The organism is Pseudomonas sp. AL10 (genome assembly GCF_029960685.1).
In the GTDB taxonomy this organism is placed as follows: domain Bacteria; phylum Pseudomonadota; class Gammaproteobacteria; order Pseudomonadales; family Pseudomonadaceae; genus Aquipseudomonas; species Aquipseudomonas lactis.
In genome coordinates this window covers 40324-66234 of sequence record NZ_JASBQZ010000006.1, presented here as the reverse complement: position 1 = coordinate 66234, position 25911 = coordinate 40324, and the positions used below count along the sequence as shown (strand labels likewise).

At 59.6% G+C, this 25911-nt stretch carries 30 protein-coding genes and 2 pseudogenes; 17 read left to right on the top strand and 15 right to left on the bottom strand.

Annotated elements, in window-relative coordinates:
• Nucleotides 1-154 precede the first annotated feature (154 nt).
• Nucleotides 155-463 carry a hypothetical protein gene (locus QK296_RS08995; protein WP_003189853.1) on the top strand — a complete coding sequence of 103 codons (309 nt, stop codon included), beginning with the start codon at nt 155-157 and terminating at the stop codon, nt 461-463.
• Nucleotides 464-467: 4 nt separating this feature from the next.
• Here the strand turns inward: QK296_RS08995 and QK296_RS08990 are convergent, their stop codons facing one another.
• From QK296_RS08990 to QK296_RS08980, 3 genes are read right to left on the bottom strand one after another with little or no spacing between them, the layout of a single operon-like run.
• The gene (locus QK296_RS08990; RefSeq protein ID WP_003189854.1) at nt 468-2204 is read right to left on the bottom strand and encodes a Gldg family protein; all 1737 of its coding nucleotides are present in this window, start codon (nt 2202-2204) and stop codon (nt 468-470) included.
• A 17-nt stretch (nt 2205-2221) separates the two neighbouring features.
• Nucleotides 2222-2947, bottom strand: a complete 726-nt coding sequence (locus tag QK296_RS08985) for a hypothetical protein (protein WP_003189857.1) — start codon at nt 2945-2947, stop codon at nt 2222-2224.
• Entirely contained in the window at nt 2944-3870 is a 927-nt protein-coding gene (locus QK296_RS08980) for an ABC transporter ATP-binding protein (protein WP_003189858.1), read from the bottom strand. The genes QK296_RS08985 and QK296_RS08980 overlap by 4 nt, the downstream gene beginning before the upstream one ends.
• 240 nt (nt 3871-4110) lie before the next feature.
• Here QK296_RS08980 and QK296_RS08975 point away from each other — a divergent pair, with 240 nt between their 5' ends.
• Nucleotides 4111-5157 carry a hypothetical protein gene (locus QK296_RS08975; RefSeq protein WP_003189860.1) on the top strand — a complete coding sequence of 349 codons (1047 nt, stop codon included), beginning with the start codon at nt 4111-4113 and terminating at the stop codon, nt 5155-5157.
• Nucleotides 5158-5281: 124 nt separating this feature from the next.
• The gene (greB, locus tag QK296_RS08970) at nt 5282-5761 is read left to right on the top strand and encodes a transcription elongation factor GreB (protein ID WP_032897540.1); all 480 of its coding nucleotides are present in this window, start codon (nt 5282-5284) and stop codon (nt 5759-5761) included.
• A 37-nt stretch (nt 5762-5798) separates the two neighbouring features.
• Here greB and QK296_RS08965 read toward each other — a convergent pair whose 3' ends face one another.
• Both QK296_RS08965 and QK296_RS08960 read right to left on the bottom strand, forming a co-directional pair.
• The gene (locus tag QK296_RS08965) at nt 5799-8309 is read right to left on the bottom strand and encodes an ABC transporter permease (protein ID WP_282390829.1); all 2511 of its coding nucleotides are present in this window, start codon (nt 8307-8309) and stop codon (nt 5799-5801) included.
• Nucleotides 8309-8992 (bottom strand): ABC transporter ATP-binding protein, encoded by a 684-nt coding sequence (locus QK296_RS08960; RefSeq protein ID WP_003189864.1) that lies wholly within the window; start codon nt 8990-8992, stop codon nt 8309-8311. Before QK296_RS08960 ends, QK296_RS08965 begins: the two co-directional genes overlap by 1 nt.
• Nucleotides 8993-9002: 10 nt before the next feature.
• Here QK296_RS08960 and QK296_RS08955 point away from each other — a divergent pair, with 10 nt between their 5' ends.
• The 3 genes from QK296_RS08955 to QK296_RS08945 all read left to right on the top strand — a co-directional run bounded on the left by QK296_RS08955 (nt 9003) and on the right by QK296_RS08945 (nt 11004).
• Complete coding sequence (locus tag QK296_RS08955; RefSeq protein WP_014717658.1) at nt 9003-9608, top strand: arylesterase; 606 nt, start codon at nt 9003-9005, stop codon at nt 9606-9608.
• A gap of 58 nt (nt 9609-9666) precedes the next feature.
• Entirely contained in the window at nt 9667-9960 is a 294-nt protein-coding gene (locus QK296_RS08950; RefSeq protein ID WP_003189866.1) for a hypothetical protein, read from the top strand.
• Between the two features lie 78 nt (nt 9961-10038).
• The gene (locus tag QK296_RS08945; protein WP_282390828.1) at nt 10039-11004 is read left to right on the top strand and encodes a L,D-transpeptidase family protein; all 966 of its coding nucleotides are present in this window, start codon (nt 10039-10041) and stop codon (nt 11002-11004) included.
• Here the strand turns inward: QK296_RS08945 and QK296_RS29040 are convergent.
• Nucleotides 11000-11074, bottom strand: a pseudogene (locus QK296_RS29040) (outer membrane lipoprotein carrier protein LolA); the annotation flags it as partial. The gene QK296_RS08945 and the pseudogene QK296_RS29040 overlap by 5 nt on opposite strands.
• Before the next feature lie 102 nt (nt 11075-11176).
• Complete coding sequence (gene oprI / locus QK296_RS08940; RefSeq protein ID WP_003172710.1) at nt 11177-11428, bottom strand: outer membrane lipoprotei OprI; 252 nt, start codon at nt 11426-11428, stop codon at nt 11177-11179.
• 612 nt (nt 11429-12040) lie between these two features.
• On the opposite strand from oprI, the gene QK296_RS08935 reads away from it, so the two are divergent.
• A complete protein-coding gene (locus QK296_RS08935; protein ID WP_003189869.1) occupies nt 12041-12322 on the top strand; it encodes a GNAT family N-acetyltransferase in 282 nt (93 codons plus the stop codon).
• Between the two features lie 69 nt (nt 12323-12391).
• Here QK296_RS08935 and QK296_RS08930 read toward each other — a convergent pair whose 3' ends face one another.
• Entirely contained in the window at nt 12392-13468 is a 1077-nt protein-coding gene (locus QK296_RS08930; RefSeq protein ID WP_282390827.1) for a 3-deoxy-7-phosphoheptulonate synthase, read from the bottom strand.
• 130 nt (nt 13469-13598) lie between these two features.
• Entirely contained in the window at nt 13599-14033 is a 435-nt protein-coding gene (locus QK296_RS08925; RefSeq protein WP_003189872.1) for a PilZ domain-containing protein, read from the bottom strand.
• Here QK296_RS08925 and QK296_RS08920 point away from each other — a divergent pair.
• The 5 genes and pseudogenes from QK296_RS08920 (at nt 14032) to cysB (ending at nt 17119) form a co-directional block, all read left to right on the top strand.
• Complete coding sequence (locus QK296_RS08920) at nt 14032-14418, top strand: thioredoxin (RefSeq protein ID WP_094774933.1); 387 nt, start codon at nt 14032-14034, stop codon at nt 14416-14418. The genes QK296_RS08925 and QK296_RS08920 overlap by 2 nt on opposite strands.
• Entirely contained in the window at nt 14415-15377 is a 963-nt protein-coding gene (locus tag QK296_RS08915; protein ID WP_003189874.1) for a putative 2-dehydropantoate 2-reductase, read from the top strand. Before QK296_RS08920 ends, QK296_RS08915 begins: the two co-directional genes overlap by 4 nt.
• 16 nt (nt 15378-15393) lie before the next feature.
• A pseudogene (locus QK296_RS08910) lies at nt 15394-15492 on the top strand (5'-nucleotidase); the annotation flags it as partial.
• Nucleotides 15493-15540: 48 nt separating this feature from the next.
• On the top strand, nt 15541-16041 hold the full coding sequence (locus tag QK296_RS08905; RefSeq protein WP_003189875.1) for a universal stress protein: 501 nt from the start codon (nt 15541-15543) through the stop codon (nt 16039-16041).
• Between the two features lie 103 nt (nt 16042-16144).
• On the top strand, nt 16145-17119 hold the full coding sequence (cysB, locus tag QK296_RS08900) for an HTH-type transcriptional regulator CysB (RefSeq protein WP_003189876.1): 975 nt from the start codon (nt 16145-16147) through the stop codon (nt 17117-17119).
• 123 nt (nt 17120-17242) lie between these two features.
• Here cysB and QK296_RS08895 read toward each other — a convergent pair whose 3' ends face one another.
• Together QK296_RS08895 and QK296_RS08890 are read right to left on the bottom strand one after the other, a co-directional pair.
• Nucleotides 17243-17725, bottom strand: coding sequence for a transcription elongation factor GreAB (locus QK296_RS08895; RefSeq protein WP_282390826.1), 483 nt, complete (start codon nt 17723-17725; stop codon nt 17243-17245).
• Nucleotides 17726-17739: 14 nt separating this feature from the next.
• Nucleotides 17740-18108: a hypothetical protein gene (locus QK296_RS08890; protein WP_094774932.1), complete on the bottom strand. Its 369-nt coding sequence runs from the start codon at nt 18106-18108 to the stop codon at nt 17740-17742.
• A 132-nt stretch (nt 18109-18240) separates the two neighbouring features.
• Here QK296_RS08890 and earP point away from each other — a divergent pair, with 132 nt between their 5' ends.
• Both earP and QK296_RS08880 read left to right on the top strand, forming a co-directional pair.
• Entirely contained in the window at nt 18241-19374 is a 1134-nt protein-coding gene (earP, locus tag QK296_RS08885) for an elongation factor P maturation arginine rhamnosyltransferase EarP (protein ID WP_169855539.1), read from the top strand.
• 49 nt (nt 19375-19423) lie between these two features.
• A complete protein-coding gene (locus QK296_RS08880; RefSeq protein ID WP_003172723.1) occupies nt 19424-19996 on the top strand; it encodes an elongation factor P in 573 nt (190 codons plus the stop codon).
• Between the two features lie 66 nt (nt 19997-20062).
• On the opposite strand, the gene QK296_RS08875 is transcribed toward QK296_RS08880, so the two are convergent.
• The 3 genes from QK296_RS08875 to QK296_RS08865 form a co-directional block, all read right to left on the bottom strand.
• Nucleotides 20063-20482: an organic hydroperoxide resistance protein gene (locus QK296_RS08875; protein ID WP_057710901.1), complete on the bottom strand. Its 420-nt coding sequence runs from the start codon at nt 20480-20482 to the stop codon at nt 20063-20065.
• 630 nt (nt 20483-21112) lie between these two features.
• Entirely contained in the window at nt 21113-21565 is a 453-nt protein-coding gene (locus QK296_RS08870) for a MarR family transcriptional regulator (RefSeq protein WP_057710902.1), read from the bottom strand.
• A gap of 81 nt (nt 21566-21646) precedes the next feature.
• Nucleotides 21647-22597, bottom strand: coding sequence for a LysR family transcriptional regulator (locus QK296_RS08865; RefSeq protein ID WP_057710903.1), 951 nt, complete (start codon nt 22595-22597; stop codon nt 21647-21649).
• A 108-nt stretch (nt 22598-22705) separates the two neighbouring features.
• Between QK296_RS08865 and QK296_RS08860 the strand changes: the two genes are divergently transcribed.
• Entirely contained in the window at nt 22706-23455 is a 750-nt protein-coding gene (locus QK296_RS08860; protein WP_169855540.1) for a sulfite exporter TauE/SafE family protein, read from the top strand.
• On the opposite strand, the gene QK296_RS08855 is transcribed toward QK296_RS08860, so the two are convergent.
• On the bottom strand, nt 23445-24326 hold the full coding sequence (locus QK296_RS08855) for a LysR family transcriptional regulator (protein WP_282390825.1): 882 nt from the start codon (nt 24324-24326) through the stop codon (nt 23445-23447). The genes QK296_RS08860 and QK296_RS08855 overlap by 11 nt on opposite strands.
• 70 nt (nt 24327-24396) lie before the next feature.
• Here QK296_RS08855 and QK296_RS08850 point away from each other — a divergent pair, with 70 nt between their 5' ends.
• Together QK296_RS08850 and QK296_RS08845 are read left to right on the top strand one after the other, a co-directional pair.
• Nucleotides 24397-24603: a DUF1127 domain-containing protein gene (locus QK296_RS08850; RefSeq protein ID WP_003189892.1), complete on the top strand. Its 207-nt coding sequence runs from the start codon at nt 24397-24399 to the stop codon at nt 24601-24603.
• 45 nt (nt 24604-24648) lie between these two features.
• Nucleotides 24649-25878 (top strand): winged helix-turn-helix domain-containing protein, encoded by a 1230-nt coding sequence (locus tag QK296_RS08845; protein ID WP_034135155.1) that lies wholly within the window; start codon nt 24649-24651, stop codon nt 25876-25878.
• Nucleotides 25879-25911 lie beyond the last annotated feature (33 nt).

The window sequence follows — 25911 nt, the reverse complement described above, 5'->3', positions numbered from 1 at the left end:
TTTAAACAGCTAATTGCGGGGCGCCACTGGGTCTCAATGCAGCCCGACAGAAGCACGCTTGCTCACGCAGGGCGTTCTTCGAAATACCGCTAAAGCGCTGGTTCGGTGTTGCCTCTCACCTGCCCGCAGACTTTTGAGGCAGAGACACGACACGATGAATGCACTACGCCCCCTCATACGCCTGGCCCCGATCACCGCGGACCTGACGCAACGCAATCCGAAAATCCTGCTGGGCGGCAAGCACCAGCCGACACTGCTGCGCTATCTGGACGGCTGGCCACGTCGTTCCGGTCGGCCCTCGGCGTTCCTGATCCAGTTTGTTGAAGACGGCGATTCCCTGGCCCGTTTTGCCAGCGACAGTTTCGACCTGGCAGTGATTCAGGCACCGAGTGCCAGCAATGCCCATGAGGTGATCCACCAACTGACGCGCATTGCCCGGCAAGGGCTGATTGCTCGTCGGTGAGCGATTAGTGAAAGATCGCGGGGGTACGACGCCGGCGCTGGTGTAGGAAAAGTAACCAGGCAATCAGGCACAACAGCAGCGGAAGGGGCACGATTATCAGCCCTCTCAGCTGTCGCTCGAAACGCTGCACCGGGGCATAGGCCTGCGCCTTGAATGCATGCAACTCGATGGGCAGTTGCAGGCGCTCCTTGTTCAGTGCCTGCAACTGGGTACTGGTATCCACCGCTTGGGTGATAAGCCGTGTGTGCAGTGGGTTCAACTTTCGCCATGCTTGCTCCGTCTGCTCAAGTCGTCGCTCCAGCTCAACCGAATTTTTCCGATACGCCTGCGCGGCTTGGTCCCGCATCTGATCCAGCCTGTGCAACGGTTGGTGCATGACACGGGGTCGAATGCGTTTGAGTGCGTCGGGCGCCGCCAGGTTATCCAATGTGTTCAATACAAACTGCGCGTTGCCGTTGGGTCGTGCCTGGCTGAGAGTGTCCGCTAGCAGGTCAGTGTCGGCCACGACTACCATCTGAATCAGTTCTGCTTTTTGCAGCCCGGGCGGCTGGCCCTTGAAGCCGTCGGGAAACGCTGAGTAGGCGGGCCCCTCAACGCGCGCCGCGATTACATGGCGCTGCCCTGAAGTTGCCGTTTCATCGATGAGCGAGTCGAATGTCGTCGCCGAGGCAAAGCGTTTGGCGTTCAACAGGGCCGATTGCCCTGAGCTCAGTAGAAGCGGGGTCAACAGTGAGCGGCTTTTGGGCGCTAGCGAAAGTGCGCCACTGCTTGAGACGATGACGCTGTCCAGCCCCCAGGTGCTGATATCTGTCGTGGCCATGGCCTGTCGCGGCAGGTGTAGCCGGGCCGGGTGCAGTACCCGGGGCATTCCCGGACCGGGCGTGGCTGATGAGGCATAAAGATTGTCGATCAACAGCTTGTCCTCCGGCATCTGGATGCCCCAAGCGTTCAGCAGCCCCTCCATTCTCGCGTTCGCTGACACGGCGTCAGCGCCTATCTCGCTCACGGGGTCGATGAACATCATCAACGGGGTGCCTTTCAATACCGATTGCTCAATGGCATATAAGGCCCGCTCAGGTAAGGCGTGCGGCTGTATGACCATCAATGTCGCGATGGATGGCGGTACCTGAGCAATGTTCGCCGCCAGTTCCACCACATTGAATTGCTCGCGCATCAACGCCAGCAGCTCGCTGCCCGGTTTATCCAGCGACAGGCCCGACAGCAGGCCGACAGTGGCACGCTCAGGATGCCCCAACTTAGAGATCAGGTGGCTGATCTCATATTCAAGTAATGACTCGTGCTCAGGGCGGAACGCTTCGATGCGTTGGGCGCCCTGGCCAGCGCGGGTGCCGATAAGACCAAGAAATCCTTGTGTGTCATCAAGCCCGAACAAGCTGGCTTTGTAGGCGTCTTCAGAAAAGGGAGCGGGGTTAATGATATGTAAGTTGATCATGCCGTTTGCCGCTTTTTCGAACGCCTTGAGCACGTCTTCGACGCGTCGACCATAACGTTCTAATGCCTGGCTTTTTTGCGGCGCATGGAGGGTATTGAAGTAATACAGATCCAGTGGGCTTTCAAGTGAGGCAAGTAGTTGCCGCGTTGCTGGGGATAACGTATGGATTTTTTCTTGGGAAAAGTCCCATTGGGCAGTAGGTAGTTTGGGTACCCAGACTAGATTGAGTGCCAGAAACAGCAGTGATATGACGAGAAGTGTCATACCCGCACGAAAAGCGGATCCCATCAGTGGTCTTCCTTTTCTCAACTGCTTTTGTAGTTGAGTGTTAGGGTGGTTGCAAACAGAAAAGCAACGATCATGCTGATAAAGTACAGGCTGTCATGCAGTGTGAGTCTGCCGTTATCCATCGCGCTGAAGCGGGCAATGGGATCCAGGGACATCAAACTGTCGATAACCCATATCGGTGCTTGTTGTTCAAGTGCATCCAGTACTGACGAAAGCCCACTGGCGGTCAGCAACAAGCCGAGGGTGAAAAAGAAAATCAGCAGGCGTTGGTTCGCAAGTACACAGATGAAGCAACCCACGGAAAGATAACTTCCCGCCAGCAACCAACTGGCCAGGAACTGCGAAGCGATAACGCTATTGTCAGGCGTGCCCAGATAATTTACGGCAATTACCAAGGGGAAGTTAAGCATCAGCGCAATGCCACAGACAGTCCATGCTGCGATAAATTTGCCGATCACTCGTTCCACTGAGGTGACAGGCAAGGCATTCAGGGTGTCGTAAAAGCTGACGTTGGATTCATCCGACCACAACTGCGTCGATAACAGGGGGACCAGCAGGAGATAGAGCCAGGGATGCAGATCGAAAAAGGCCTGCAGATCGCTGCTGTTGCGCTCCATCCATTGGCTGGAATGCAGCCCCAGCACTGCGCATAGCGCGAGAAAAATCGCCACGCTCAGATAGGTGCTGGGCGCGCAGGCATAGTTGGCCAGTTGTCGTTTGAAAATGACAGGTAGCAGTCTCAAGGTGTTACCTCTTGGCTCAGATGGTGAACGACATCGTTCAGGCGACCCGGCTCCAGATTCATTGACGTGATGTTCCAGCCGCGATGGGTGATAAGCGCGTTGATTGCGGAAAATATGCAATGCCCAGGCATGGCCAGGACCGTCACCTTGCCGGGTGCATGTCGGTCTTCTTCGATGCCGGCGACGCCGGGCAATACGGCCAGCGCGAGCAAGTCCAGCGGGGTGTCTGCTGCGAGGGTGACGGCCTGAAAATGCCGGGAGCTGCGCTGTAAATCGGGCAGCGAGGCATCGGCCACCAGGCGGCCACCGGCCATAACCAAGGCACGGGTGCAGATGTCCGCCAGCTCCTGGTAATGGCGGGAAGCGATGATGATGGTCATTTCCTCGTTCAGGGACTGGATGAGTGCCCGGAACTTGACGCGTTGATCAGGACAGAGGCCTTCTGTGGGTTCATCCAGCAGCAGCAGGCTTGGCGCATGCAGGAGCGCCTGGGCCATTGCCACTCTGCGCTTCAAGCCAAGGGAAAGTACGCTGATGGGGCAGTCGAGTACGGGCAGCAGTTCCAGGCGTGCGGCCACCTGCGCCACCTGGCTGCGTTTTTCCAGCCCGCTCAAACCGCGAATGGCAGCAATGAAATTGAGCATGTGTTTGACGGACATCGTGTGATGGTCAAGGCCGCCTTGGAGTTGATAGCCAATGACCTTTTTGGCTTGAGTTGAATGGGTATGGGTATTGAAACCTTGAACAGTGATGTGCCCGGCCGTCGGCTTGATCGCCCCGGCGATCAAGCTCAGGAGTGTTGTTTTTCCCGCACCACTCTCTCCCAGCAAGCCGATACACTCCTGGCGCTGGGCACAGAAGGACACGTTGCTGATTACGCGTGTTTTGCCCAGCTGTTTTGTCAGGTTGCTTATCTCGATCATGGTTTTACCGAATAAGTTTTGCAGGGCGTGTGAGAGGGGCCGGCAGTATGGAAAAGTGCTTTAAAAAGGGTACGTTCAATATGAAGGCTTGGGAACGCGAAGTATGCTTAATAAGAAGAATCCTACGTTCGACCCGATAATTCGCTGAAACAATTGTTTTGTTTTGAATACTTATTAATGCCCAGATGTTTATCGGATGTTTATATAAGGTTTTTTCTTTTGTAATGAGGCCTGATTGCCATGATGCTTTTACGTACTCTTGTTCTTGAGCGCAACGATGAAGGGACGCCTGTTAACGGCGCCTTGTTGTGCGGGTTTGCTGTTACGCAAACGGCGTCCAACTTTCTGGTGTATAGCCTGGATGAGGAGGCCGAGCCCGGCCATTCCAGGGTCTATATCGCGGCACTGCGTAAAAAGATTGAACGGTATTTCTTGGGAGGCGTTGATTCCAAAGAAGACCTGCAATTAGCCATGCAGGTCTTCAAACAGATCTTGACGATGGCAGCCGCAGCTGGCTCGAAGACGACGCCCATTGCCGAACCTCAGGTTCCCTTTCATTTCATTGATTTGAAAGGCTGCCGGTTACCGCCGGCCAGGCCAGAGGATCACCACTCGGTGATCATCAAGAAGGCTCTGGTCATGAAGGTCATCACCCTGGGCATGTCAGCCCCGGCGTTGCCTGCGATCGAAAGCAGCGCAGTGATCGTGCCGTCCATTCGCTTCTCGTCGCAAATGGTTGCGCCGCCGCGAAATCCGCGCTCAGTCACGACTGCGCCGCAGCCTATGGATGAAGACACCGTTGAGGAACCGGCGCGGTCGCTGGTCGCGATACCGCAGGAGCAGGTTGAGACCATTGCGTCGCCGGTTCTGGTTGAACAAAATGACAGTCAGTTTGAGCCAGACAACCTGCGGTTGGACCCACCTGAGCCTGAGCCCGAACCCTTGGACCCGCCTGCTCAGATGGACCATACCTCTTTGCTCGAAATGGACAGCGCACTGAGCAACCTGGCCAAGGTCGCCCAGGAACTGACGCAAAAAAAATGCGCAGTACTGGAGAAGGAACAGATGCTCGAACAGTGGCAGGCGCGATTGCAACAGCAGCAGAGCCAGCTGGAAGAGAAGGGCCGTGAACTTGAACAGCGCCATGCCTATTTGCAAGAGCAGGGCTTGGAGGTCAGCCAGAAGGCCGAGAAGCTGGCAATGATGATGTTGCAGTTGTCGGGTATGCGCCAGCGTATGCAGGGCACGTTGCTTGAGTTGGATCAAGTGCTGGAGGGGCATGGGTGAGGTAATGGGGCGCCGGCCTGGATACTTTCCAGGGTTCATTTATCATCAGTCCCAGCCAGCCGCTGCCTGGGCATGATGCCCTGGCATAACGGCACCATTGGACATTGCCTGGGGATGCAAGCGTTTGAGTACCAAGCTGATTACCAAAGAAGGTCATGAAGCGCTGAAAAAAGAGCTGGATTACCTGTGGCGTGAAAAGCGTCCGGATACCACGCGCAAAGTGACCTGGGCGGCCTCCCTGGGAGATCGCAGTGAAAACGCCGATTACCAGTACAACAAGAAGCTGTTGCGCGAGATCGACCGACGCGTGCGTTACCTGCGCAAACGCCTGGAAGACATGCGGGTGGTGGAGTACATGCCCGAGCAGGAGGGAAAGGTGTTTTTCGGCGCATGGGTCGAAATCGAAAACGAACAGGGCGAGACCAAGCGCTTTCGCATCGTCGGTTATGACGAGATCTACGACCGCATGGATTACATCTCCATCGACTCACCCATGGCACGGGCCCTGCTGCGCAAGGAGGTGGATGACGAGGCAATCGTACAGACCCCAGGCGGGGAGGTGTGCTGGTGGATCACCAAGATCGAATATGTGAAGCCCGCCTGATGGCACGTACCTTGGCTGGGTACGTGCCATCCGGGTTTCAGCCTTCGCGCAATACGGTCAGCGGGCTGGCATTCAGCGCACGGCGCGTGCCGAACACTCCGGCAGCGCCAATCAACAAAGCACCGATCACGGGCAGCAGTAACAACCACGGGTGGGGATGCCACGCCAGGTCAAAGGCGTAGCGGTACAGCACCCAGGTCACCAGTTCGGTGCCCAGTGCCGCCAACAAGCCGCTGACGGCGCCCAGCAGGCCGAACTCAATGCGTCGGGCCTTGACCAGCAACTTACGCTCGGCACCCAGGGCGCGCAGCAATGCACCCTGGCGGATTCGTTCATCCAGGGTGGCCTGCAGGCCAGAGAACAACACCGCCATGCCTGCCGCGAGTACAAACAACAGCACGTATTCGACCGCCAAGGTCACTTGGGCAAGGATGCTGCGCAATTGCTCCAGCAGGGCCTCGACCTGCAGGATAGTGACCGCCGGGAAGGCCCGTGACAGGTCGACGATCTGTTGGTCATGGCCGGGAGCCAGATAGAAGCTGGTGAGGTAGGTCGCGGGCAGATCCTTCAAGGTGCCCGGTTGGAAAATCATGAAGAAGTTGGGCTGGAAGTTATCCCAGTTGATGGTGCGCAGGCTGGTGACCCGCGCCTCACGGTTTTCCCCTCCGATGGTGAACACCAGATGGTCGTTGAGCTTGAGCTTCAGGCTCTCGGCCACTTTGGCTTCCACCGACACGCCAGGAACCCCATCAGTGGGTTGCGCCGACCACCAGCTACCTGCCGTCAGGACGTTACCCGCTGGCAAGTCGGCTGCCCAGGTCAGGCTCAGGTCGCGTTGAGTGGCACGGTCGCCGCTGGAGTCCTTGCTGACAATCTCCTGCACCGGTTCGCCATTGATGCTGATCAAGCGCCCTGGTACCACCGGGTAAAGCGGCGCCGCTTGCGCCTGGACATCCAGCAGGCGGGCGCCAAAGGCGTCCTTGTCGGCCGGCAGGATATTCAGGGCGAAGTAGTTGGGTGCATCCTTGGGCAGCTGGTTTTGCCAGGTGTCGAGCAATTCGCCCCGCAACAGCGCGATCAACCCCATGGACAACAGGATCAAGCCAAACGCCAGGGACTGGCCTGCCGCCGCCAACGGGTGACGCAACAACTGGCCCAGGCCCAGGCGCCAGGGCAGGGAGGCGCGAGCCAATAACCGTCGCAGGCTTTGCAGCAACAGCAACAGCAAGCCACCCAGGAGCAACGCAGCCACCACACCGCCACCGAGTAATGCGAAGGTCAATACCAGGTCCAGGCTCAGGCGCCACATGATCAGGCCCAAGGCAAACAGCGCCGCGCCGTAAACCATCCAAGTGCTTGAGGGGATAGGCAGCAAATCGCGGCGCAACACCCGCAGCGGTGGTACCCGGCCCAGTGCGGCCAGCGGCGGGAGGGCGAAGCCGGCGAGGGCGACCAGCCCGGTACCGATCCCGGCGACGGCCGGCAGCAGCCCGCCCGGCGGTACGTCGGCGGGGAGCAAGTCGTGCAGGAAATAGAACAGGCCAAACTGCGCCAGCCAGCCGAGCAGGGCGCCGGCCAGGCTCGCCAGCAAGCCCAGCACACTCAGTTGCAGGGTGAACAACAACATCGCTTCACGGCGCGACAGGCCCAGGCAGCGCAACAACGCGCTGGCATCGAAACGTCGGCTGGCGAAGCGGTTGGCCGACAGCGCCACGGCCACGCCAGCCAGCAGCACGGCCACCAGGCTGGCCATGTTCAGGTAGCGTTCGGCCTTGCCCAGCGCGCCGCCGATTTGCTGGTTGCCATCGCGGGAGTCCTGCAGGCGCTGGTTGGCGGCCAGGCCCGGTTTGACCAGGTCGCGATAGGTTTGCAGCGCAGTGCTGCCTTGCGGCGCACGCCATAGTTCGCGGTAGCTCACCCGGCTGCCTGGCTGCACGACACCGGTGGCGTCCAGGTCCGCCAGGTTGATCATGACCCTGGGCGTGAGGCTGTAGAAGTTGCCGGCGCGGTCGGGCTCATAGGTCAGGATGCGTGCCAAGCGCAGGGTTTTCATGCCGACATCAATGCTGTCGCCGACTTTCAGGTCCAGCGCCGTCAGCAATCGTGCTTCCACCCAGGCTTCGCCGGGTTTTGGGGCACTGCCCGGAACTTCAGCGCCGAAAGGCTCGGTGCTGCTTTTAAGGTCGCCACGCAGCGGGTACTGCTCGTTGACCGCCTTGATACTGGAAAGCTGGATGCCATTGTCGGTGGCGATAACGCTGGAGAACTCCACGATGCGGGCGTGATCCAGGCCCAGTTCGGTCCCTGATTTGATTTGCTCGGGGCGGGCCGGCGAGCTGCCTTCGAGCACCAGGTCGGCGCCGAGGAACTCGGTGGCACGCAGCAGCATGGCGCCGTTGAGGCGCGCACCAAAGTAGCCGATGGCGGTGCTGGCGGCCACGGCCACCAGCAGGGCAAAGAACAGCACGCGCAATTCACCGGCGCGGGCGTCGCGCAGTAACTGACGCATGGCAAGGCTGAACAGACGCAACAGCGGCAAACGTGCCATCAAGGCTCCAGGGGCGCGACCATCAGGCCGGCTTCAAGGCGGATCAGGCGTCGGCAACGGTGGGCCAGGCGCTCGTCATGGGTGACCAGTACCAGGGTCGTACCGCTCTCTTTATTCAACTCGAACAGCAGGTCGCTGATGCGCTCGCCAGTATGGCTGTCGAGGTTGCCGGTGGGCTCGTCGGCAAACAGCACATCCGGTTCGGCGGCAAACGCGCGGGCAATCGCCACGCGTTGTTGTTCGCCACCGGACAGCTGGCGAGGCGAGTGGGTCAGGCGCTGGCCCAGGCCTACGCGCTCCAGCAGGTGTTTGGCTCGCTCGCGGGCGTCCTGGCGACCGTCCAGCTCCAGCGGCAGCATCACGTTTTCCAGCGCGTTCAAGCTGTCGAGCAACTGAAAGGATTGGAATACGAAGCCCACATGCTCGGCGCGGATGCGTGCGCGCTGGTCTTCGTCGAGGGTGCTCAGGGCTTGCCCGGCCAGGGTGACTTCGCCGCTGCTGGGCAGGTCGAGGCCGGCCAGCAGGCCCAGTAGCGTGGATTTGCCGGAACCGGAGCTGCCGACGATAGCCAGGCTATCGCCCTTGTTCAGTTCCAGGCTCAGTTCGTGCAGGATAGTCAGTTCACCTTCCGCGCTGGGAACCACTTTGCTAAGGTTTCGCGCGGTGAGAATGCTTGCGCCCATGGAGAATCCGATGCGAGTGTGGTTTTTGAGTGCTGGCCTGGCCTTGATGTGCATGGCCCAGAACGCAGCGGCGGGTACAGTCCTGATCGTTGGCGATAGTATCAGTGCCGGTTTCGGCCTGGATACCCGCAAAGGGTGGGTCGCGTTGCTGGAGCAACGGCTCAAGCAGGAGGGTTTTGACGACAAAGTGGTCAATGCTTCCATCAGTGGCGACACCAGTGCAGGAGGCCTCGCGCGGCTGCCCGCGGCGCTTGCAACGCACAAACCGGACGTGGTGGTGATCGAGTTGGGTGGCAACGATGGCTTGCGCGGCCAGCCGCCTGCGCAATTGCAACAAAATCTTGCTTCGATGATTCAGCAGTCCCGGGACAGCGGCGCCAAGGTGCTGCTGTTGGGTATGCAGATTCCGCCCAATTACGGCAAGCGCTATGTCGAAGCTTTTGCCAAGGTATTCGGTGATGTGGCACAGAAAGAAAAGGTGCCGTTTGTGCCGTTTTTCCTCGAGGGCGTGGGTGGCCATCCGGAGTTGATGCAAGCTGACGGGCTGCACCCGGCGGTCGCGGCGCAAGACAAGTTGCTGGAAAATGTCTGGCCGGCGCTAAAACCGCTGCTATGACGCTTTTCTACCGGCAGGCTTTCGGCTAAGGTGGCGCCCCCCTGATTTGGAGCCCTCGATGTCGCGCCCTGCCTGGTCCCTGTTTAACTACCAACTGATCGAGCCGGACGAGCAGCTGGACCTGTTCGCCTGCCAGGAAGTGCGGGTGCATTTGGTGGCGCGTCAATTGGAACTGGGCGGCTCCATTGATCGCACGCTCTGCGGCACTTTATTGCCCGCACAGCCACGCTGGTCATCGGTCAACCGCTCGATTTTTCAAGACCAGCGACTCTGCCCGTTATGCCGGGCGATTCTCGAATCGCAAAAGCGCGGCACGCCGCCGATCTGGCCGGAGCTGCGCTTCGAGCTGTAAAACAGCTTGAAGCTTGGCGCTGCGAAGCCGTATACAATCAGTTTTTCCCTACCCGTCGTCTTGCGAAGGATTTTCCGGATGTTGTCGCGCCTTTCCGTCGTCACCTGCTCCCTGTCTCTTGCTGCGCTTTGTGCGGCGGGTTCGGCGGCGGCCTTGCAGTTGCCCTTGCCTCCGCCCGGTGAGGACATCGTTGGCCAGGTCCAAGTGATCAAGGCCAAGTACGAAGATACCTTTGCTGACCTTGGCACCACCTACGACCTGGGCTATTCGGAAATGGTCGCGGCCAACCCGGGCGTCGACGCCTGGTTGCCGGGCGCGGGCACCGAGATTGTGCTGCCTACACGCTTTATCCTGCCGCCCGGGCCGCGGGAAGGCATTGTGATCAACCTGGCGGAATACCGGCTCTACTACTATCCCAAAGGCCAAAACGTCGTCTATACCTTCCCGCTGGGTATTGGCCGGGAAGGCTGGGGCTCGCCGATTGCCCATACCAGTATCATCGCCAAGACGCCCAACCCGACCTGGACACCACCGGCCTCGATCAAGGCCGAGCACGCCGCCAACGGTGACCCGCTGCCCAATGTGGTGCCTGCCGGCCCCGACAACCCACTGGGGCCGTTCAAGTTCACCCTGGGCACGCCGGGTTACCTGATTCACGGCTCCAACATGAAATTCGGGATCGGCACGCGCACCAGCCACGGCTGCTTCCGCATGTTCAATAACAACGTGTTGGAAATGGCGGGCATGGTGCCGGTGGGCACGTCAGTGCGCATCATCAACGACGCGTACAAGTTCGGCAGCAGCGGCGGCAAGGTCTACCTTGAAGCCCACACGCCGTTGAACGATGACGGTACGCCCTCGGTGGTCGACAAGCACACCGCAGTTATCAATGCGTTGCTCAAGCGCGAAGACCTGTCCAATAACCTGCGGGTCAACTGGGACCAGGTACGTGACGTGGTCGCCGCCGAGGATGGCTTGCCGACCGAAATTGGTGTGCCAGGCGCGGCGCCTGTGGCCTCAAGTACGCCGGCCGACCTGCTGTAGGAGCGAGCTTGCTCGCGAAAAACCTGAGGGCGCCGCTGTCATTCAGGACGCCCGCGTCATCGTTGACCATCTTCGCGAGCAAGCTCGCTCCTACAGGTGGCGCGTGCCAAATAAAAGGCAAAAAAAAGCCGACCCATAAATGGATCGGCTTGATAACAACCCCGAAGGATTATTACTTGCGGCTTGCTTTTTCAAGCATGCGCAGAGCGCGCTCGTTAGCTTCGTCAGCAGTCTGTTGTGCTTTTTGAGCAGCAGCCAGAGCTTCATCAGCTTTACGGTAGGCTTCGTCTGCACGGGCCTGGGAGCGAGCTGCTGCGTCTTCAGTTGCAGTCAGACGAGCTTCGGTTTCTTTGGAGACGCTGCTGCAACCGGTAGCCAGAACTGCGGCCAGAGCCAGAGCAGAGAATTTCAGAACGTTGTTCATCGTGTTCCCCTTCAAGGACTTTCAATTTAATGGCTACTTTCTCAGAGTGAGCTAATAGCCGGCGTACATACTACCCATTACTTGTAGTAAGTAAACTGACGTTGCGCAAGAAGCAAAAAAAATTCTTGTGCCGAATCTATTTTGGCTAATCTTTTGACGGTTTGTATGAAAACCGTCCAGTTTTTTGCGCCTCGACGAACATTGGATCCAGGCTGAAAGGGCCGGCCCGCATGTGTTAAGCCTTGTAAATCGATGAAATTTTATATAACGAAGCGGGGCACTTTGGTCGCGCTTGGCTTTACTGCGCCAGGCATCTTTTGCGCATCTAGAGGTGACTTTAAGAGCGCCAGTTCGTCTCAAGGTTCAACTGCCGGCAATGTTCAGGCTATCGGTCGCCGATTGATCGAGGCCCTTTCTATATCCATCAGCGGCGGGGAATGACGAGTGCGCCTTGAGCAATTTCAGGTTTGGTGCCTACTATTCCCTATGTGCTGGTTGTGAGCGCTCACGGTTTTCTCGCTGTCGAAACCGGCACGGGGTGGCGTAGATGTTCCTTCGCCGGAAAAACATCGGTAAGGTAGGGTCGTTAATTCAGACCCGCGAGGAGTAGTGATGAGCGAGGCGTTGTCCATCCACCATGACCAGGCTGGTCATCAGTTCGAGACCAATGTGGACGGTCATCGTGCCTACCTGACCTACATGGACCTCGGGAAGCAGACCCTGGATATCTATCGCACCTTCGTGCCCAACGCACTGCGGGGGCGAGGCATTGCGGCTGCGTTGACCGAGGAAGCCTTGAAGTTTGCCGAAGAGGCTGGCTACACGGTGATCCCGTCGTGCTCCTATGTCGAACGCTACATGGAGCGCCACCAGCGCCATGCCGCGAAGCTGTAACTGACCAGTTGCCAATAAAAAACGCCGGGCTTAGCCCGGCGTTTTTGTGTGCGCGAAACAGGTACAGGCTCAGGTGCGTTTGCGCTGGGGCAACACGTCCTTGAGTTTGGCATGCATGCTGCGCAGGGTGGTTTCGGTGGCGGACCAGTCGATACAGGCATCGGTGATCGATACGCCGTACTGCAAGTCGGCCAGGTCTTTTGAAATCGCCTGGCAACCCCAGTTCAGATGGCTCTCCACCATCAAACCGATGATCGACTGGTTGCCTTCCAGGATCTGGTTGGCAACGTTCTCCATCACCAACGGCTGCAACGCCGGGTCTTTGTTGGAGTTGGCGTGGCTGCAATCGACCATGATGTTTGGCTTGATCTTGGCCTTGTTCAGCGCCTGTTCGCACAGGGCGACGCTGACCGAATCATAGTTGGGCTTGCCATTGCCGCCACGCAGCACCACGTGACCGTAGGCGTTGCCCTTGGTGGTCACGATGGACACGCCGCCTTCCTGGTTGATACCCAGGAAACGGTGAGGGCTGGAGACCGATTGCAGCGCATTGATCGCCACGGTCAGGCCGCCGTCGGTGCCGTTCTTGAAGCCTACGGCCGAGGACAGGCCGGACGCCATTTCGCGGTGGGTCTGGGATTCGGTGGTGCGTGCGCCGATAGCCGACCAACTGATCAGGTCCTGCAGGTATTGCGGGGAGATCGGGTCGAGGGCTTCGGTGGCGGTGGGCAGGCCCATTTCAGCCAGGTCCAGCAGCAGCTTGCGACCGATGTGCAAGCCGTCCTGGATTTTGAAGGAGTCGTCCAGGTACGGGTCGTTGATCAAGCCTTTCCAGCCGACGGTGGTACGCGGCTTCTCGAAATACACGCGCATGACCAGGTACAAGGTGTCGGACACCTCAGTTGCCAGCACCTTGAGGCGCTCGGCATATTCGTGGGCGGCCTTGAGGTCGTGGATAGAGCAGGGCCCGATCACCACGAAGAGGCGGTGGTCGGTGCCGTCGAGAATGTCACGGATGACTTCGCGGCCCTTGGTGACGGTCTGCAGGGCAGCGTCGCTCAGGGGGATTTCGCGCTTGAGCTGATCGGGGGTGATCAGGGTCTCGTTGGATTCAACGTTAAGGTCATTGATCGGTAAATCAGCCATCGTGTTACTCGCCAGGGTCACGGGTGCCGGCCGCCAGCTATCCCCGTGCGGCGGGCACAGCATGATTTGAATGCAGGGGGGAGGAACCTTAGCGCGTAACACGGGCCCGCGACAATGGGCAAAGCCCGGTTTAATCCAGTGCTGGCTGCACAACCGCCTCATGGGAGAACTCGCCGGCATGGCGCGACACCCAATCACGGGCCATGGCTTCCAGTTGCGCAGGCGTTGGCTCGGCATCTTCGTGCAGGCGGCAGTAACGCTCGATCTGGCACACTTGCTCGCCCATCCGCGCACCGAACAAGGCGTGTTCGTCGGTAAAGCAGATACCGATGCGATAGCCCTGTTCGACCTTGCGGCACCAGGCAACATAGCCCGGATAACGGGCGCTGGGCCCCAGGGAAGGGATATGCAGATCAACCGCCGTGCCGGCGCGCCAGGCACGCGGCCAATTGCAGGCGATGCCGCCACGGCCGATAGTGTGCAGGCGTTGGCGGGGAAGGGCGGGAGAGGGACGTTGGATCAACTCGACAGCGACATCATCAGGGTGAGGTAAAAAACGACCCATGCACACGGACTCCGAGCGCCGTCCAGTTGACGGCAATGGCAGCAGTATAGTGAAGGAACTGGAATTGACCGACCTGGATATTGACCAGCAATTGCTGGGATTGCCAGGTATTTCGCTGGTAGTGTTCACCAGTGTCGGTTGTACCAGTTGCCGCTGGGCACGCCAGCAATTGCCCGGCTGGCACTTGCCGGTGGACCGCGTGTGCTGGGTGGATGCCGGGCACAACGGCGGTGCGGTGCAACGCTACCAGATCTTTCATTTGCCGGCATTGTTCCTGGTATGCGAGGGTCAATTCCTTGGGCAATTACAGGCACGTCTTACAGCATCCGACCTCGCCGAATGCGTAAACCAGGCGCTAACCCGAACACCAGAGGATTTGCCATGACAGCAGTTGCAGCCCCGTCGCCACGCATTGGCATTATCGGCACCGGTGCCATTGGTGGTTACTACGGACTGATGCTGGCGCGTGCCGGCTTCGACGTGCATTTCCTGTTGCGCAGCGAATACGCCGCGGTGAGCAAGCATGGCCTGCACGTCAACAGTACGGTGCATGGGCAACTGCACCTGCATCCGGTGCAGGCCTATGCCAGCGCCGCCGACATGCCGCCGTGCGACTGGCTATTGGTGGGCACCAAGTCCACCGGCAATGTGGACCTGGCGCCGACCATCGCCCAAGTGGCGGCGCCGGACGCCAAAGTGGTGCTCCTGCAAAACGGCCTCGATGTGGAAGATAGCCTGCGTGAACACCTGCCGCCTTCGCTGCATCTGTTGGGCGGCCTGTGCTACATCGGTGTGCACCGCTCGGCCCCCGGTGTGGTCGAGCATCAGGCGTTGGGCCGGGTCAACCTGGGCTATCACAGTGGCACGGCGGCCAACGATGAGGCGCGGCAACAGGCGATTGTCGAAGCCGGCGCCGGGCTGTTTCATCAAGCCGGTATCGAGTCCCAGGCCATGGCCAATGTGCATCTGGCGCGTTGGCACAAGCTGGTCTGGAATGTGCCATTCAACGGCCTCTCGGTGTTGCTGGGCACGGGCACCACGGCCATGATGGCCGACGAGTCCAGCCGCGAGTTGATCCAGGCGCTGATGGCCGAGGTGGTGCAGGGCGCTCATGCCTGTGGGCATGAAATTCCTGCCAGCTACGCCGGGCAGATGTTCGCCATGACCGAAACCATGGACGACTACCTGCCCAGCATGTACCACGACCACCTGCACAAGCGGCCCTTGGAACTGGCGGCCATCTACGCCCGTCCCTTGGCCGCTGCCAAAGCGGCCGGTTGCGAACTGCCACGCATGCAGGCGCTGTACCAGGCCTTGAGTTTCATTGATCGGCACAACCGCTGATTGGGGGGGAACCACTGACCAGGCTGGCCATTGCGAGAAAGCCAGGGAGGTGGTGGCCACTGGGCATGTGCCCCATGGCATCAGCAACGAGTTGAGAATCCAGACCGAGCGCTAGCTGCTAAGCTCATTCCATCCCCGCCATCCTGGCAGTCCAGGAGGTTTTATGATTCGTTCGATGCTGTTTGCCACGGACCTCGGTCTGTATGCACCCTATGTGATGCAACATGCATTGGCGCTGGCGCGAACGTTCAAGGCTGACCTGTATGTGATCCACGTGGTCGAGCCCATCGGCTTGTTCGCCGAATCGGTGTTGCAGAGCTACCTTGATGAGGCCGCCTTGAGCGAATGGCAGAGCAAGGGGCTGAGCACGGTGATGGCGACGATTGAACAGCGCGTGCTCGACAGCTTTCGCGAGGAGTGGGGGGAAGGGGAGCAGGACCTGCAATGGATTCGCTCGGTCAAGGTGATCCAGGGGGACCCTTGCGAGGTGATTCTCGACCAGTTGCGAAAACTGTCTGTGGACTTGCTGGTCGTCGGCAGTCATAGCCAGGCAACCGGCGTGGCCGTCCCCCTTGGACGTACCGCCGCACGGGTGTTGCAGTTGTCCCCGGTGCCGGTTTACTTGGTGCCGTCGCTGCAGCGTCGGCGCAGTGACGACAGCTGACCGGTAAAAACGATAAAAAGTTCTAGATTTATCCGCCAAACCTTTAATATAGTTATATACCGTCGCTGATACCCGTGGCGTCTATCTGCTTTGAGGGATTGATATGAAGCTTCAACAACTGCGCTACATCTGGGAAGTGGCGCACCACGACCTCAACGTTTCCGCTACCGCTCAAAGCCTCTACACCTCGCAGCCTGGTATCAGCAAGCAGATCCGCCTGCTCGAAGACGAGCTGGGCGTCGAAGTCTTCGCACGCAGTGGCAAACACCTGACCCGCGTCACTCCGGCTGGCGAGCGCATCATCACCACCGCCGGCGAGATCCTGCGTAAAGTCGAAAGCATCAAGCAGATTGCCCAGGAATTCTCCAACGAGAAGAAAGGCACCTTGTCGATCGCCACCACTCACACCCAGGCACGTTATGCACTGCCGCCGGTGATCCGCGATTTCATCAAGCAATACCCGGACGTGGCGCTGCACATGCACCAGGGTTCGCCGATGCAGATTGCCGAAATGGCCGCTGACGGCACCGTCGATTTTGCCATCGCCACCGAAGCCCTGGAACTGTTCGGCGACCTGGTGATGATGCCCTGCTACCGCTGGAACCGTTGCGTGGTTGTGCCTCAGGGGCACCCGTTGGCCAAGTTGCCGAAGCTGACCCTGGAAGCCTTGGCTGAATACCCGATTGTGACCTATGTGTTCGGCTTTACCGGCCGTTCCAAGCTCGACGAAGCCTTCAGCCATCGCGGCCTCACGCCCAAGGTGGTGTTCACCGCTGCCGATGCCGACGTGATCAAGACCTATGTGCGCCTCGGCCTGGGCGTCGGGATCGTTGCCAAGATGGCGGTCGACACCAACCTGGACAAAGACCTGGTGGTGCTGGATGCCAGCGAATTGTTCGAGTCCAGCGTGACCAAGATCGGTTTCCGCCGCGGTACTTTCCTGCGCGGCTTCATGTGCGATTTCATCGAGAAGTTCGCCCCGCACCTGACCCGCGAAGTGATGGCAAAGGCGATTCAGTGCCACAACAAGCAAGAGCTGGAAGAGCTGTTCGACGGCGTCGAATTGCCCGTCCACTGACACGATTACCCTGTAGGCGCGAGCTTGCTCGCGAAGATCGCCAACGATAACGCGGGGCGCCAGGTTGTATGCGGCGCCCTTGCGTTTCTTCGCGAGCAAGCTCGCGCCTACAGGGGCCGTAGGTTATCTGGCCTCGGTCACCGTAAAGTACTGCCGAGCGCCGGCCACCAGAATCTCCACCTCTTCATCGATACGCTTGCCCAGCAGGCCTTTGCCCAAGGGCGAGCGCGGCGTGATGACAGTCACTGGTTGCCCGACCACATCCACTTTCAAACCCGCTGCATCCGGCGCCAGGAACAGCCATTGCTGGCGACCGTCCTCGTCTTCCAGGCCCACCAGCGTGCCTGTCTCTATCCCGCGTTGATCATCGTATGCACGTAGCTGCAGGTTCTGGCACAGCACCAGCGATTGCTTGATCTCCTCCACTCGCCGGGCCTGCCCGGTGGCCAGGTACGAAGCCTCCAGGCCGAGGGTGTCGTATTTGTTCTCGGCGATGTTTTCTTCGTGGGTCGCGGTTTCGTAAGCGGTCTGCGCGGCGCGTTGGACGATGTCGAGGTCGACGGTGAGCTTTTCCAGGATCAACTGGAGCACGGCGTGTTTATTCATGGCGGTATCTGGCATCAATCGCAGAATTGCAGGACATTGGCCCGCGTCTTTTCATTGGGAGCGTTCTGGTCTTGTTGCAGCCAGAACTGGCATTTGGGGTTGGACAGGTTACGCGCGTTGCTTCGGGCCTGTTCCAGAGCCTGTTGTTGTTCCTGTTTATGCAGGTTCTGTTGGTACTGTTCGAACAGGCGGTTCGGTGGCTGCGGCTCAACCATCGCCGGTTGGCCCAATTGCTGAAGCGCCTGTGCCACCGGCGCCAGGCTCTGGGGGAACAGGTAGCGAGACGCCAGCCAGGTGGTCAGCGCAATGGCGATAAACCCTAGCCACACGCCTGCGGCAATCGCGATGCAGAGCTTGAACAGCGATAACGGACGGTCAGACATAAGGGCCTCCTGGCAGGCATTGACGGCATGGCGGTGATTGTCGCACAGCCTCCGTGCAGAATAATCGCGATCAAGCCTTCTGCATCCACGCATTTATGCGGACAATCGAACCTTTGATCGATGGAGCCCGGAATGAAAGCCCGCTGGGATATTTTTTGCAGTGTCGTCGACAACTACGGCGACATCGGCGTGACCTGGCGCCTGGCCCGGCAGTTAGTGGTGGAGCAGGGCTGTGACGTGCGTTTGTGGGTCGACGACCTGCGGGCCTTCGAACGCATGTGCCCGGACATTGATGTGCAGGTGGGCCAGCAATGGCAAGAGGGCGTGCAAGTGCGTCACTGGCCGGCCGAATGGCCGGGCGCACACCCTGCCGATGTGGTGATTGCCGCGTTCGCCTGCCAGCTACCGCCTGAGTACATGGACCGCATGGCCGAGCGTGAGCGTGCGCCCTTGTGGATGAACCTCGATTACCTCAGCGCCGAAGACTGGGTGGTGGGCTGCCATCGCTTGCCTTCGGTGAAGTACAAGGGCGTGCAGAAATACTTTTTCTTCCCCGGTTTTCGCCCTGGCACCGGCGGCCTGTTGCGCGAAGCCGGCTTGTTGGAGCGCCGCCAGGCATTTCAGCAGGATGACCTCGCGCAGCAACAGTTCCTGCAAAGCCTGGGTGTTGCTCCGACGGCCGGTGCGCGTTTGATGTCGCTGTTTGCCTATGAGAATGACGGCTTGGCCGGCTGGCTGGACGTATTGGCAGCCGATAGGCGTGGGACGCACTTGCTGGTGCCGGAAGGGCGCATTCTGGGGGATGTGCAACGCTGGCTGGGCGTGAACAGCTTGTCCGCAGGTGACATCCAGGTGCGTGGTGCGCTGACCGTACAGGTCATTGCATTCGTGCGTCAGGAGCAATATGACCGATTGCTATGGTGCTGCGAATTCAACGCCGTGCGTGGCGAGGACTCATTCGTGCGTGCCCAGTGGGCGGGCAGGCCATTGCTGTGGCACATCTACCGCCAGGACGAAGACATCCACCTGGACAAGCTCGACGCCTTCCTGGAGCTGTACACCGCCGCACTTTCGCCGGCCGCCAAGGCTGCCGTCGTTACGCTCTGGCAAGCCTGGAACGCTGATGGCGATATGGCACAGTCCTGGAAAATGCTGCTGGAACATTGGCCCGAGGTCAGCCAGCACGCGCAGAACTGGTGTCTGGAACAGGGCTTGCAGGCCGATCTTGCGACGGCGCTGGTACAGTTTTATGAAAGTTGGATATGATACGCCACCTTGATTTTTGTCAATCCCATCCAAATTTCGGATATACGCAATGAAAACTGGTAAAGAACTGAAACCCGGTACAGTGATCCGTCTCGAAAACGACCCTTGGCTGGTTCAGAAAGCTGAGTTCACCAAGTCTGGTCGTAACAGCGCAATCATGAAGACCAAGCTGAAGAACCTGCTGACCGGTTACAAGACCGAAATCGTCTACAGCGCCGATGACAAACTGGACGACGTGATCCTCGACCGCAAAGAAGCGACCCTGTCCTTCATCAGCGGCGACACCTACACGTTCATGGACACCACCGACTACACCATGTACGAGCTGAACGCTGAAGATATCGAAGCCGTTCTGCCGTTCATCGAAGAAGGCATGGAAGACGTCTGCGAAGCGATCTTCTTCGAAGAGCGCCTGGTTTCCGTAGAACTGCCGACCACCATCGTGCGTAAGGTTGCTTACACCGAAGGCTCCGCTCGCGGCGACACTTCCGGCAAGGTGATGAAGCCTGCCAAGCTGAGCAACGGTACCGAACTGCAAGTGGCCGATTTCATCGAAATCGACGACCTGATCGAGATCGACACCCGTGAAGGTGGTTCGTACAAAGGTCGCGCCAAGAAGTAATTCTGGCCCCGGCGATACGAAAAAAAGCCCGACCTTGAGTCGGGCTTTTTCATGGGCGTCTGTTTATCAGACCGTTACATGCAAACGCACATCAACGTTGCCACGTGTGGCGTTGGAGTACGGGCAGACTTGGTGCGCGGCGTCGACCAGGCTTTGCGCATCATCCTGGGCCAGGCCCGGCAGGCTGATATTCAGGTCGATATCCAGGCCGAAGCCGCCAGGGATCTGGCCGATGCCCACGTGGGCAGTGATCGACGCGTCATCCGGGATTTTGCGTTTGGTCTGGCTGGCCACGAATTTCAGTGCGCCGATAAAGCAAGCGGAGTAGCCGGCAGCAAACAATTGCTCGGGGTTAGTGGCCTGGCCACCGGCACCGCCCAACTCCTTTGGAGTCGACAGCTTGACGTCGAGGATATTGTCGCTGGAAACGGCGCGACCATCACGGCCGCCAGTGGCGGTGGCTACTGCGGTGTAGAGCGTTTGCATGGGGCGTTCCTCTGTGTTTTAGCGCTAAACATTTGCGCGCTAAGTAGTTGGTGAGGTGAATGTATAGCTCTAATGTTTAGTGCGCAAGATAATTTTTCAGATGAACAAAAAATGTGAGGGCGCCGCAGAGCAAAAGTGGGAGCTGGCTTGCCTGCGATTGCGGTGTGTCAGCCCCGAAAATACTGACTGATTCGCCGCCATCGCAGCCTAGGTATCTACACACCTTTTTGTGGGCTGTAGCAGCCCCCGCTAACCACGATGCGAAGCGAGCCGCTCTTGCTCTTGATCTGCTTTTGATCTTAGGCGCCCCGTCAAACCACGCTGGCCGGAATTCGACAGTGATTTGGGCACACCGAGCCTAGGCGAGGTGCCGAGTGGTGGGGCAAGAGCGTTTTGCTTACTTTTGCGCTTTTCAAAAGTGAGCCGCCGTCAGGGCGGAACCCTAGGTGGCCGTTACCTAGATAATGGATATGTACACAATCCAACTGTATTGACTATCAGGCCGCCTTCGCGAGCAAGCCCGCTCCCACAGTTGGATCGTTGGGGTGTCAGGTAGATAGGTATCGGCTGTGAGGGCGCCATCGCAGGCAAGCTAGCTCCCACTTCTGAGTGTGTGTAATGCTGGGGGTGTCAGAGGCTGGTTAGCAGATTAGTGCGCAACGCGATCAGATCGCCTTGCAGCTTGCGCAATTGCTCCAGCGCCATCCCGCTGGCGCCCAGGATGCATTGTGGAACATCCTTGGCCTTCTCCTGCAAGGCGCGCCCGGCGTCGGTCAACTCCACCACCACCACCCGTTCATCTTCACGGCTGCGGGTGCGGCTGAGCAAGCCCTCGGCTTCCAGGCGCTTGAGCAGTGGCGTCATGGAGCCCGGGTCCGTCAGCAGGCGGCTGCTGATTTCGCTGACAGTCAACTCATCCTCTTCCCACAGCACCATCATGGCCAGGTATTGCGGGTAGGTCAGGCCGATGGCTTGGAGCAGCGGCTTGTAGACCTTGGTCATCAGCAGTGAAGTGGAGTGCAGGGCGAAGCACAGCTGGTTGTCCAGCAACAGCGATTCGCAAGGATCAGGGTTTTTGCTCATGGTAGTGCCTCGAAAAAGCATGTATGGGCTGGAATCTAGCGGGCAAATCTTTAATGCGCCAGGTAATTGTTGCCCTAGGCGTCAGACCAGGCCACTTTGCAATGCCAGATCCCAAGGCGGCACCGGGCTGAAACGGGATTTGAGGTATTCGAGCAGCAACCGGCTGCGGGCATTGGGCTGTTGTTCCAGGCGCAACGCATAGATGCCGGCGGTTTCCGGACTGGGCAACCCGTCTTCACAAAACAGCGGCAACAGTTCGCCGCGCACCAGATATTCACTGGCCAACCAGGTTGGCAGGTGCGCGATGCCCAGCCCGGCCAATGCACCCGAAAGCAGGGCTTCGGCATTGTTGGCGCTCATGCGGATGCGCCGCGGGCGATAGGTGGTGCGGCGCCCGTCCAGTTCGAAGCGCCAGGCGAACATCGGCGCCAGCCCGTCCCAGTCCAGGCCATCATGTTCGCTCAGCTCCCGAGGATGGGCCGGCGTGCCACGGCTTTTCAGGTACGCGGGGCTGGCACAGGCGATACGCACGATACTCGCCAACGGCGTAGCGACCAGCCGAGTGTCGACAATATGCCCAGCGCGCAGAACCAGATCGACCTTGCCCAGATGCGCGCCTTGCATATCGACAAAGCTGTCGATCAAGTGCAGGTGCACGTCCAGTCCGGGGTACAGGTTCAAAAAGTCCGCAATGACCGGCGCCAGATGCCGGCGGCCGAATGCTGCGGGCGCATCGACCCGTATCAACCCTTCCGGCGCATGGCTCAGTGAGACGGCTTCGGCCCGCGCCAACTGCAACTCGCTGACAATCCGTCGCGCCCGCTCGGCAAAGGCCAAGCCCGCTGAGGTGGGCACTACCGCATGGGTGCTGCGCTGGAACAGGCGGCTGCCCACTGAGTTCTCCAGGCTGTCGATGCGCCGCGCCACGGCGGAAGGTGTCAGCGGATGGCGGCGCGCGGCGGCGGAAAAGCTGCCGGTTTCCAGTACATCCAGAAACAGGCTCAGTTGGTCGGTCAAGGTGTTGGGGTTCATGGCTCAACGCTTATGCGAGATTGGCACAGCCATTGTGCGTTGCTGTGCGTTTCCGCGCCAGGGCCGACTGCGTAGCATGCCAAGCATCAAATGGCGGAGTAGCGAGCGGTGTGGGATTTAGTGATGTACCTGGCATTGGGCTCGGCGTTGGGCACCGTGGGTGGGCTGTTTGGCATTGGCGGCGGGCTGATTGCTATCCCGGTGCTAGGCGTGTTGTTCGGCCTGGATCAGCAGATCGCCCAGGGCACCGCGTTGGTGATGGTCGTGCCGAACGTGATGCTCGCCCTGTGGCGTTATCACCAGCGTAACCGCATCGAGTTGCGTCATGCCTTACCCCTGGGTGTGACCGGCTTTTGCTTTGCCTGGCTGGGGTCGATCTGGGCGGTGGGGCTGGATGCGGGCGCCATGCGCATCGGCTTTATTGCGTTCTTGGTGGCGCTGTCTGCCTACAACCAGCTGCGCATGTTCACTCGCAACGCGCCGCCTACCGCGCAAATGCGTTATTCCTGGCCTTGGCTTGGCGTCTTGGGCGCGGCATCCGGTTCCATGGGCGGGCTGTTCGGTGTCGGCGGCGCGGTGGTGGCCACGCCGGTACTCACCAGTGTCTTCGGCACTACGCAAGTAGTGGCCCAAGGTTTGTCGTTGGCCCTGGCGCTGCCCAGCACCGGTGTGACCCTGGTCACCTATGCCTGGCACCACGAGGTGGACTGGATGATCGGCCTGCCGCTGGCGGTGGGGGGCCTGCTGAGTATCAGTTGGGGCGTGAAAGTGGCCCATGCCTTGCCGGAGCGTCTGTTGCGCGGCCTGTTCTGTGGCTTTTTGGTGGTGTGCGCGGTGATGCTGACCTTTAAAGTTTGAAGCCTTCGACGATGTAGTCCGCCAGGCATTCGGTGATCGGCGAGGTCATCTGCGGGTTACGCAGCAAGCGCAGGTTCATCGACGGCAAAGGCGGGAAGCCTTCGTCGCTGCCGAGCACGCGCAGGTCGTCGGTGACCAGGCTTTCCATGCTGACCATCGCCGCCAGGCCTGCACTGACCACCGCCAGGATCGCTGCTCCGTTAGAGCTGTGATAGGCCAGACGATAATCTCGCCCGGCCGCCTCCAGTGCGGCCCGTGCCCAATGGGTGTACAGGCACTCGTCGCCGGACACCGCCAGGGGCAGGGCATCGTGCTCCTCCACACAAAAGCACGGCGATGCTGCCCACACCATGCGTTCGGTACGCAATAACTCACCCAGATCGTTTCCAGGTTCGCGGCTGATCACGGTCAACGCCAGGTCCCGCCGCTGCATCAATACGGTCGATGCTTCGCAGTGCATTTCGATCTGAATCAGTGGGTAGGCTTTGGAAAACTGCTTAAGGATCCCAGGCAGAAAGCGCATCACGTAGTCATCCGGCGTGCCGATGCGCACCAAGCCCACCATGTGGGGCTCGCGCAAGGTATTGAACACCTCGCTGTGCAATTTCAGGATGCGCCGCGCATAACCCAACAGCACCTGGCCTTCGGGCGTGAGCCGTACCTGCCGGCCATCGCGCTCGAACAGTTTGCGCTGCAGTACGTCCTCTTCCAGGCGCTTCATCTGCATGCTCACTGCCGACTGCGTACGGTTGACCTGCTCGCCGGCGCGGGTGAAACCGCCTTGGTCGGCAATGGCGACGAAGGTGCGCAGCACATCTGTGTCGATGCTGGGATAGGCGGACAATTGATCAATCTCCGAGATGTATTGCATAAGAAACATTCGTTGGATTGATCATAATGCCAGGCACACACTGTCGTCATCCCCACTGGAGGGCGAGAAGATGAAAGGTCAAAAAGGTTTCATATCGACAGGTAAATGGCCGCTTTCCGGGCTGTTTCACACATTCGCGCGTTGGCAGCTGTTGCATCAGGAGCGCCAGATGCTGGCGACCCTGAGCGATGACGCACTCAAGGACATCGGGCTCAATCGCGCCGACGTCGCGCAGGAAAGCCATCGGCATTTCTGGGAAGACCCGCTGCGAAAATAAGCCTGGATGCAGTAGGGTAGGGGGCGAGCTTCTATGGAGATTGCCATGCCCGCCGACCTGTGTTTTTCACTCAAGCAAGCTCGACGCATGGCGCTGGCAGCCCAGGGGTTTTCCGGGCGCCAGGCGCCTGCACAGATAAAGGCCACGCACCTCAACCGCTTGATCGAACGCCTGGGCGTTTTACAGATCGACTCGGTCAATGCGCTGGTGCGTTCCCACTATCTGCCGGTGTTTTCCCGCCTTGGTTCTTATTCCCCGTCGATCCTTGAGCAGGCCGCCTGGAGCCAGGGGCGGCGACGCTCACTGTTCGAATACTGGGGGCATGAGGCGTCGCTGCTGCCCATGGCCCTGTACCCGCTGATGAAGTGGCGCATGGAGCGCGCGCGGCAAGGGCAGGGGATCTATGCGCAAATGGCACGTTTTGGCCGTGAACAGCAGGCGACTATCCAGCGCGTGTTACGCATCGTCGAACAGCAGGGCGCCTTGGGGGCCGGCAGCTTGTCGACCCGCGAGGAGCGTGCCGGGCCTTGGTGGGATTGGAGTGATGAAAAGCACGCGCTGGAATGGCTGTTCGCCGCTGGTTTGGTCACGGTTGCCGGTCGCCGAGGGTTCGAGCGGCTTTATGATTTGCCCGAACGCGTTATCCCCGCCGAGGTGCTCAATGTCTCCATGGGTGAGGCTCAAGCGCAGCGCGGCTTGCTGTTGCACAGTGCGACGGCATTGGGTGTCGCCACCGAAAAAGACCTGCGCGATTATTTTCGCCTCGAGCCCGCCGACAGCCGCAACCGCTTGGCCGAGCTGGTCGAGGATAGGCAACTGCTGACGTGCCAGGTGCGGGGTTGGAAGCAACCCGCGTATTGCCTGGCGCAGCCGAAATTGCCGCGCAACGTACCGGCCAGCGCACTGTTGTCACCGTTCGATTCGCTGATATGGGAGCGCAGCCGCACCGAGCGCTTGTTCGACTTTCGCTATCGGCTGGAGATCTACACCCCGCAAGAAAAGCGCGTGTATGGCTATTACGTGCTGCCGTTTCTGCACAACGAGCGCATTGCCGCGCGCGTCGACCTGCGGGCCGAGCGTGCCCATGGGCGCCTGGCCGTACATGCCGTGCACGAGGAAGAGCCGGGGCTGGATGAGGAAGGCATGCTGGCGCTGGCATTGAACCTACGCAAAATGGCCGACTGGCTAGGGCTGGAACAGGTTCAGCTCAATTGCCAACGGCCCAGCGCTGCCCGATTGAGGGCTGCGATGCTGAACCGGGATGTCAGCCTTTAAGGGCCCTATCGCGGGCAAGCCCGGCTCCCACAG

What these genes read in the sequence shown, in the direction of transcription:
- QK296_RS08850 (WP_003189892.1), top strand. Translation starts at nt 24,397, where the DNA reads ATGAAAGGTCAAAAAGGTTTCATATCGACAGGTAAATGGCCGCTTTCC.
- QK296_RS08990 (WP_003189854.1), bottom strand. Translation starts at nt 2,204, where the DNA reads ATGGGATCCGCTTTTCGTGCGGGTATGACACTTCTCGTCATATCACTG.
- QK296_RS08955 (WP_014717658.1), top strand. Translation starts at nt 9,003, where the DNA reads ATGCGAGTGTGGTTTTTGAGTGCTGGCCTGGCCTTGATGTGCATGGCC.
- QK296_RS08920 (WP_094774933.1), top strand. Translation starts at nt 14,032, where the DNA reads ATGCACACGGACTCCGAGCGCCGTCCAGTTGACGGCAATGGCAGCAGT.
- QK296_RS08980 (WP_003189858.1), bottom strand. Translation starts at nt 3,870, where the DNA reads ATGATCGAGATAAGCAACCTGACAAAACAGCTGGGCAAAACACGCGTA.
- QK296_RS08855 (WP_282390825.1), bottom strand. Translation starts at nt 24,326, where the DNA reads ATGCAATACATCTCGGAGATTGATCAATTGTCCGCCTATCCCAGCATC.
- QK296_RS08995 (WP_003189853.1), top strand. Translation starts at nt 155, where the DNA reads ATGAATGCACTACGCCCCCTCATACGCCTGGCCCCGATCACCGCGGAC.
- QK296_RS08895 (WP_282390826.1), bottom strand. Translation starts at nt 17,725, where the DNA reads ATGAATAAACACGCCGTGCTCCAGTTGATCCTGGAAAAGCTCACCGTC.
- QK296_RS08960 (WP_003189864.1), bottom strand. Translation starts at nt 8,992, where the DNA reads ATGGGCGCAAGCATTCTCACCGCGCGAAACCTTAGCAAAGTGGTTCCC.
- QK296_RS08870 (WP_057710902.1), bottom strand. Translation starts at nt 21,565, where the DNA reads ATGAGCAAAAACCCTGATCCTTGCGAATCGCTGTTGCTGGACAACCAG.
- oprI (WP_003172710.1), bottom strand. Translation starts at nt 11,428, where the DNA reads ATGAACAACGTTCTGAAATTCTCTGCTCTGGCTCTGGCCGCAGTTCTG.
- earP (WP_169855539.1), top strand. Translation starts at nt 18,241, where the DNA reads ATGAAAGCCCGCTGGGATATTTTTTGCAGTGTCGTCGACAACTACGGC.
- QK296_RS08965 (WP_282390829.1), bottom strand. Translation starts at nt 8,309, where the DNA reads ATGGCACGTTTGCCGCTGTTGCGTCTGTTCAGCCTTGCCATGCGTCAG.
- cysB (WP_003189876.1), top strand. Translation starts at nt 16,145, where the DNA reads ATGAAGCTTCAACAACTGCGCTACATCTGGGAAGTGGCGCACCACGAC.
- QK296_RS08915 (WP_003189874.1), top strand. Translation starts at nt 14,415, where the DNA reads ATGACAGCAGTTGCAGCCCCGTCGCCACGCATTGGCATTATCGGCACC.
- QK296_RS08905 (WP_003189875.1), top strand. Translation starts at nt 15,541, where the DNA reads ATGATTCGTTCGATGCTGTTTGCCACGGACCTCGGTCTGTATGCACCC.
- QK296_RS08845 (WP_034135155.1), top strand. Translation starts at nt 24,649, where the DNA reads ATGCCCGCCGACCTGTGTTTTTCACTCAAGCAAGCTCGACGCATGGCG.
- QK296_RS08865 (WP_057710903.1), bottom strand. Translation starts at nt 22,597, where the DNA reads ATGAACCCCAACACCTTGACCGACCAACTGAGCCTGTTTCTGGATGTA.
- QK296_RS08950 (WP_003189866.1), top strand. Translation starts at nt 9,667, where the DNA reads ATGTCGCGCCCTGCCTGGTCCCTGTTTAACTACCAACTGATCGAGCCG.
- QK296_RS08880 (WP_003172723.1), top strand. Translation starts at nt 19,424, where the DNA reads ATGAAAACTGGTAAAGAACTGAAACCCGGTACAGTGATCCGTCTCGAA.
- QK296_RS08930 (WP_282390827.1), bottom strand. Translation starts at nt 13,468, where the DNA reads ATGGCTGATTTACCGATCAATGACCTTAACGTTGAATCCAACGAGACC.
- QK296_RS08935 (WP_003189869.1), top strand. Translation starts at nt 12,041, where the DNA reads ATGAGCGAGGCGTTGTCCATCCACCATGACCAGGCTGGTCATCAGTTC.
- QK296_RS08890 (WP_094774932.1), bottom strand. Translation starts at nt 18,108, where the DNA reads ATGTCTGACCGTCCGTTATCGCTGTTCAAGCTCTGCATCGCGATTGCC.
- QK296_RS08945 (WP_282390828.1), top strand. Translation starts at nt 10,039, where the DNA reads ATGTTGTCGCGCCTTTCCGTCGTCACCTGCTCCCTGTCTCTTGCTGCG.
- QK296_RS08875 (WP_057710901.1), bottom strand. Translation starts at nt 20,482, where the DNA reads ATGCAAACGCTCTACACCGCAGTAGCCACCGCCACTGGCGGCCGTGAT.
- QK296_RS08925 (WP_003189872.1), bottom strand. Translation starts at nt 14,033, where the DNA reads ATGGGTCGTTTTTTACCTCACCCTGATGATGTCGCTGTCGAGTTGATC.
- QK296_RS08975 (WP_003189860.1), top strand. Translation starts at nt 4,111, where the DNA reads ATGATGCTTTTACGTACTCTTGTTCTTGAGCGCAACGATGAAGGGACG.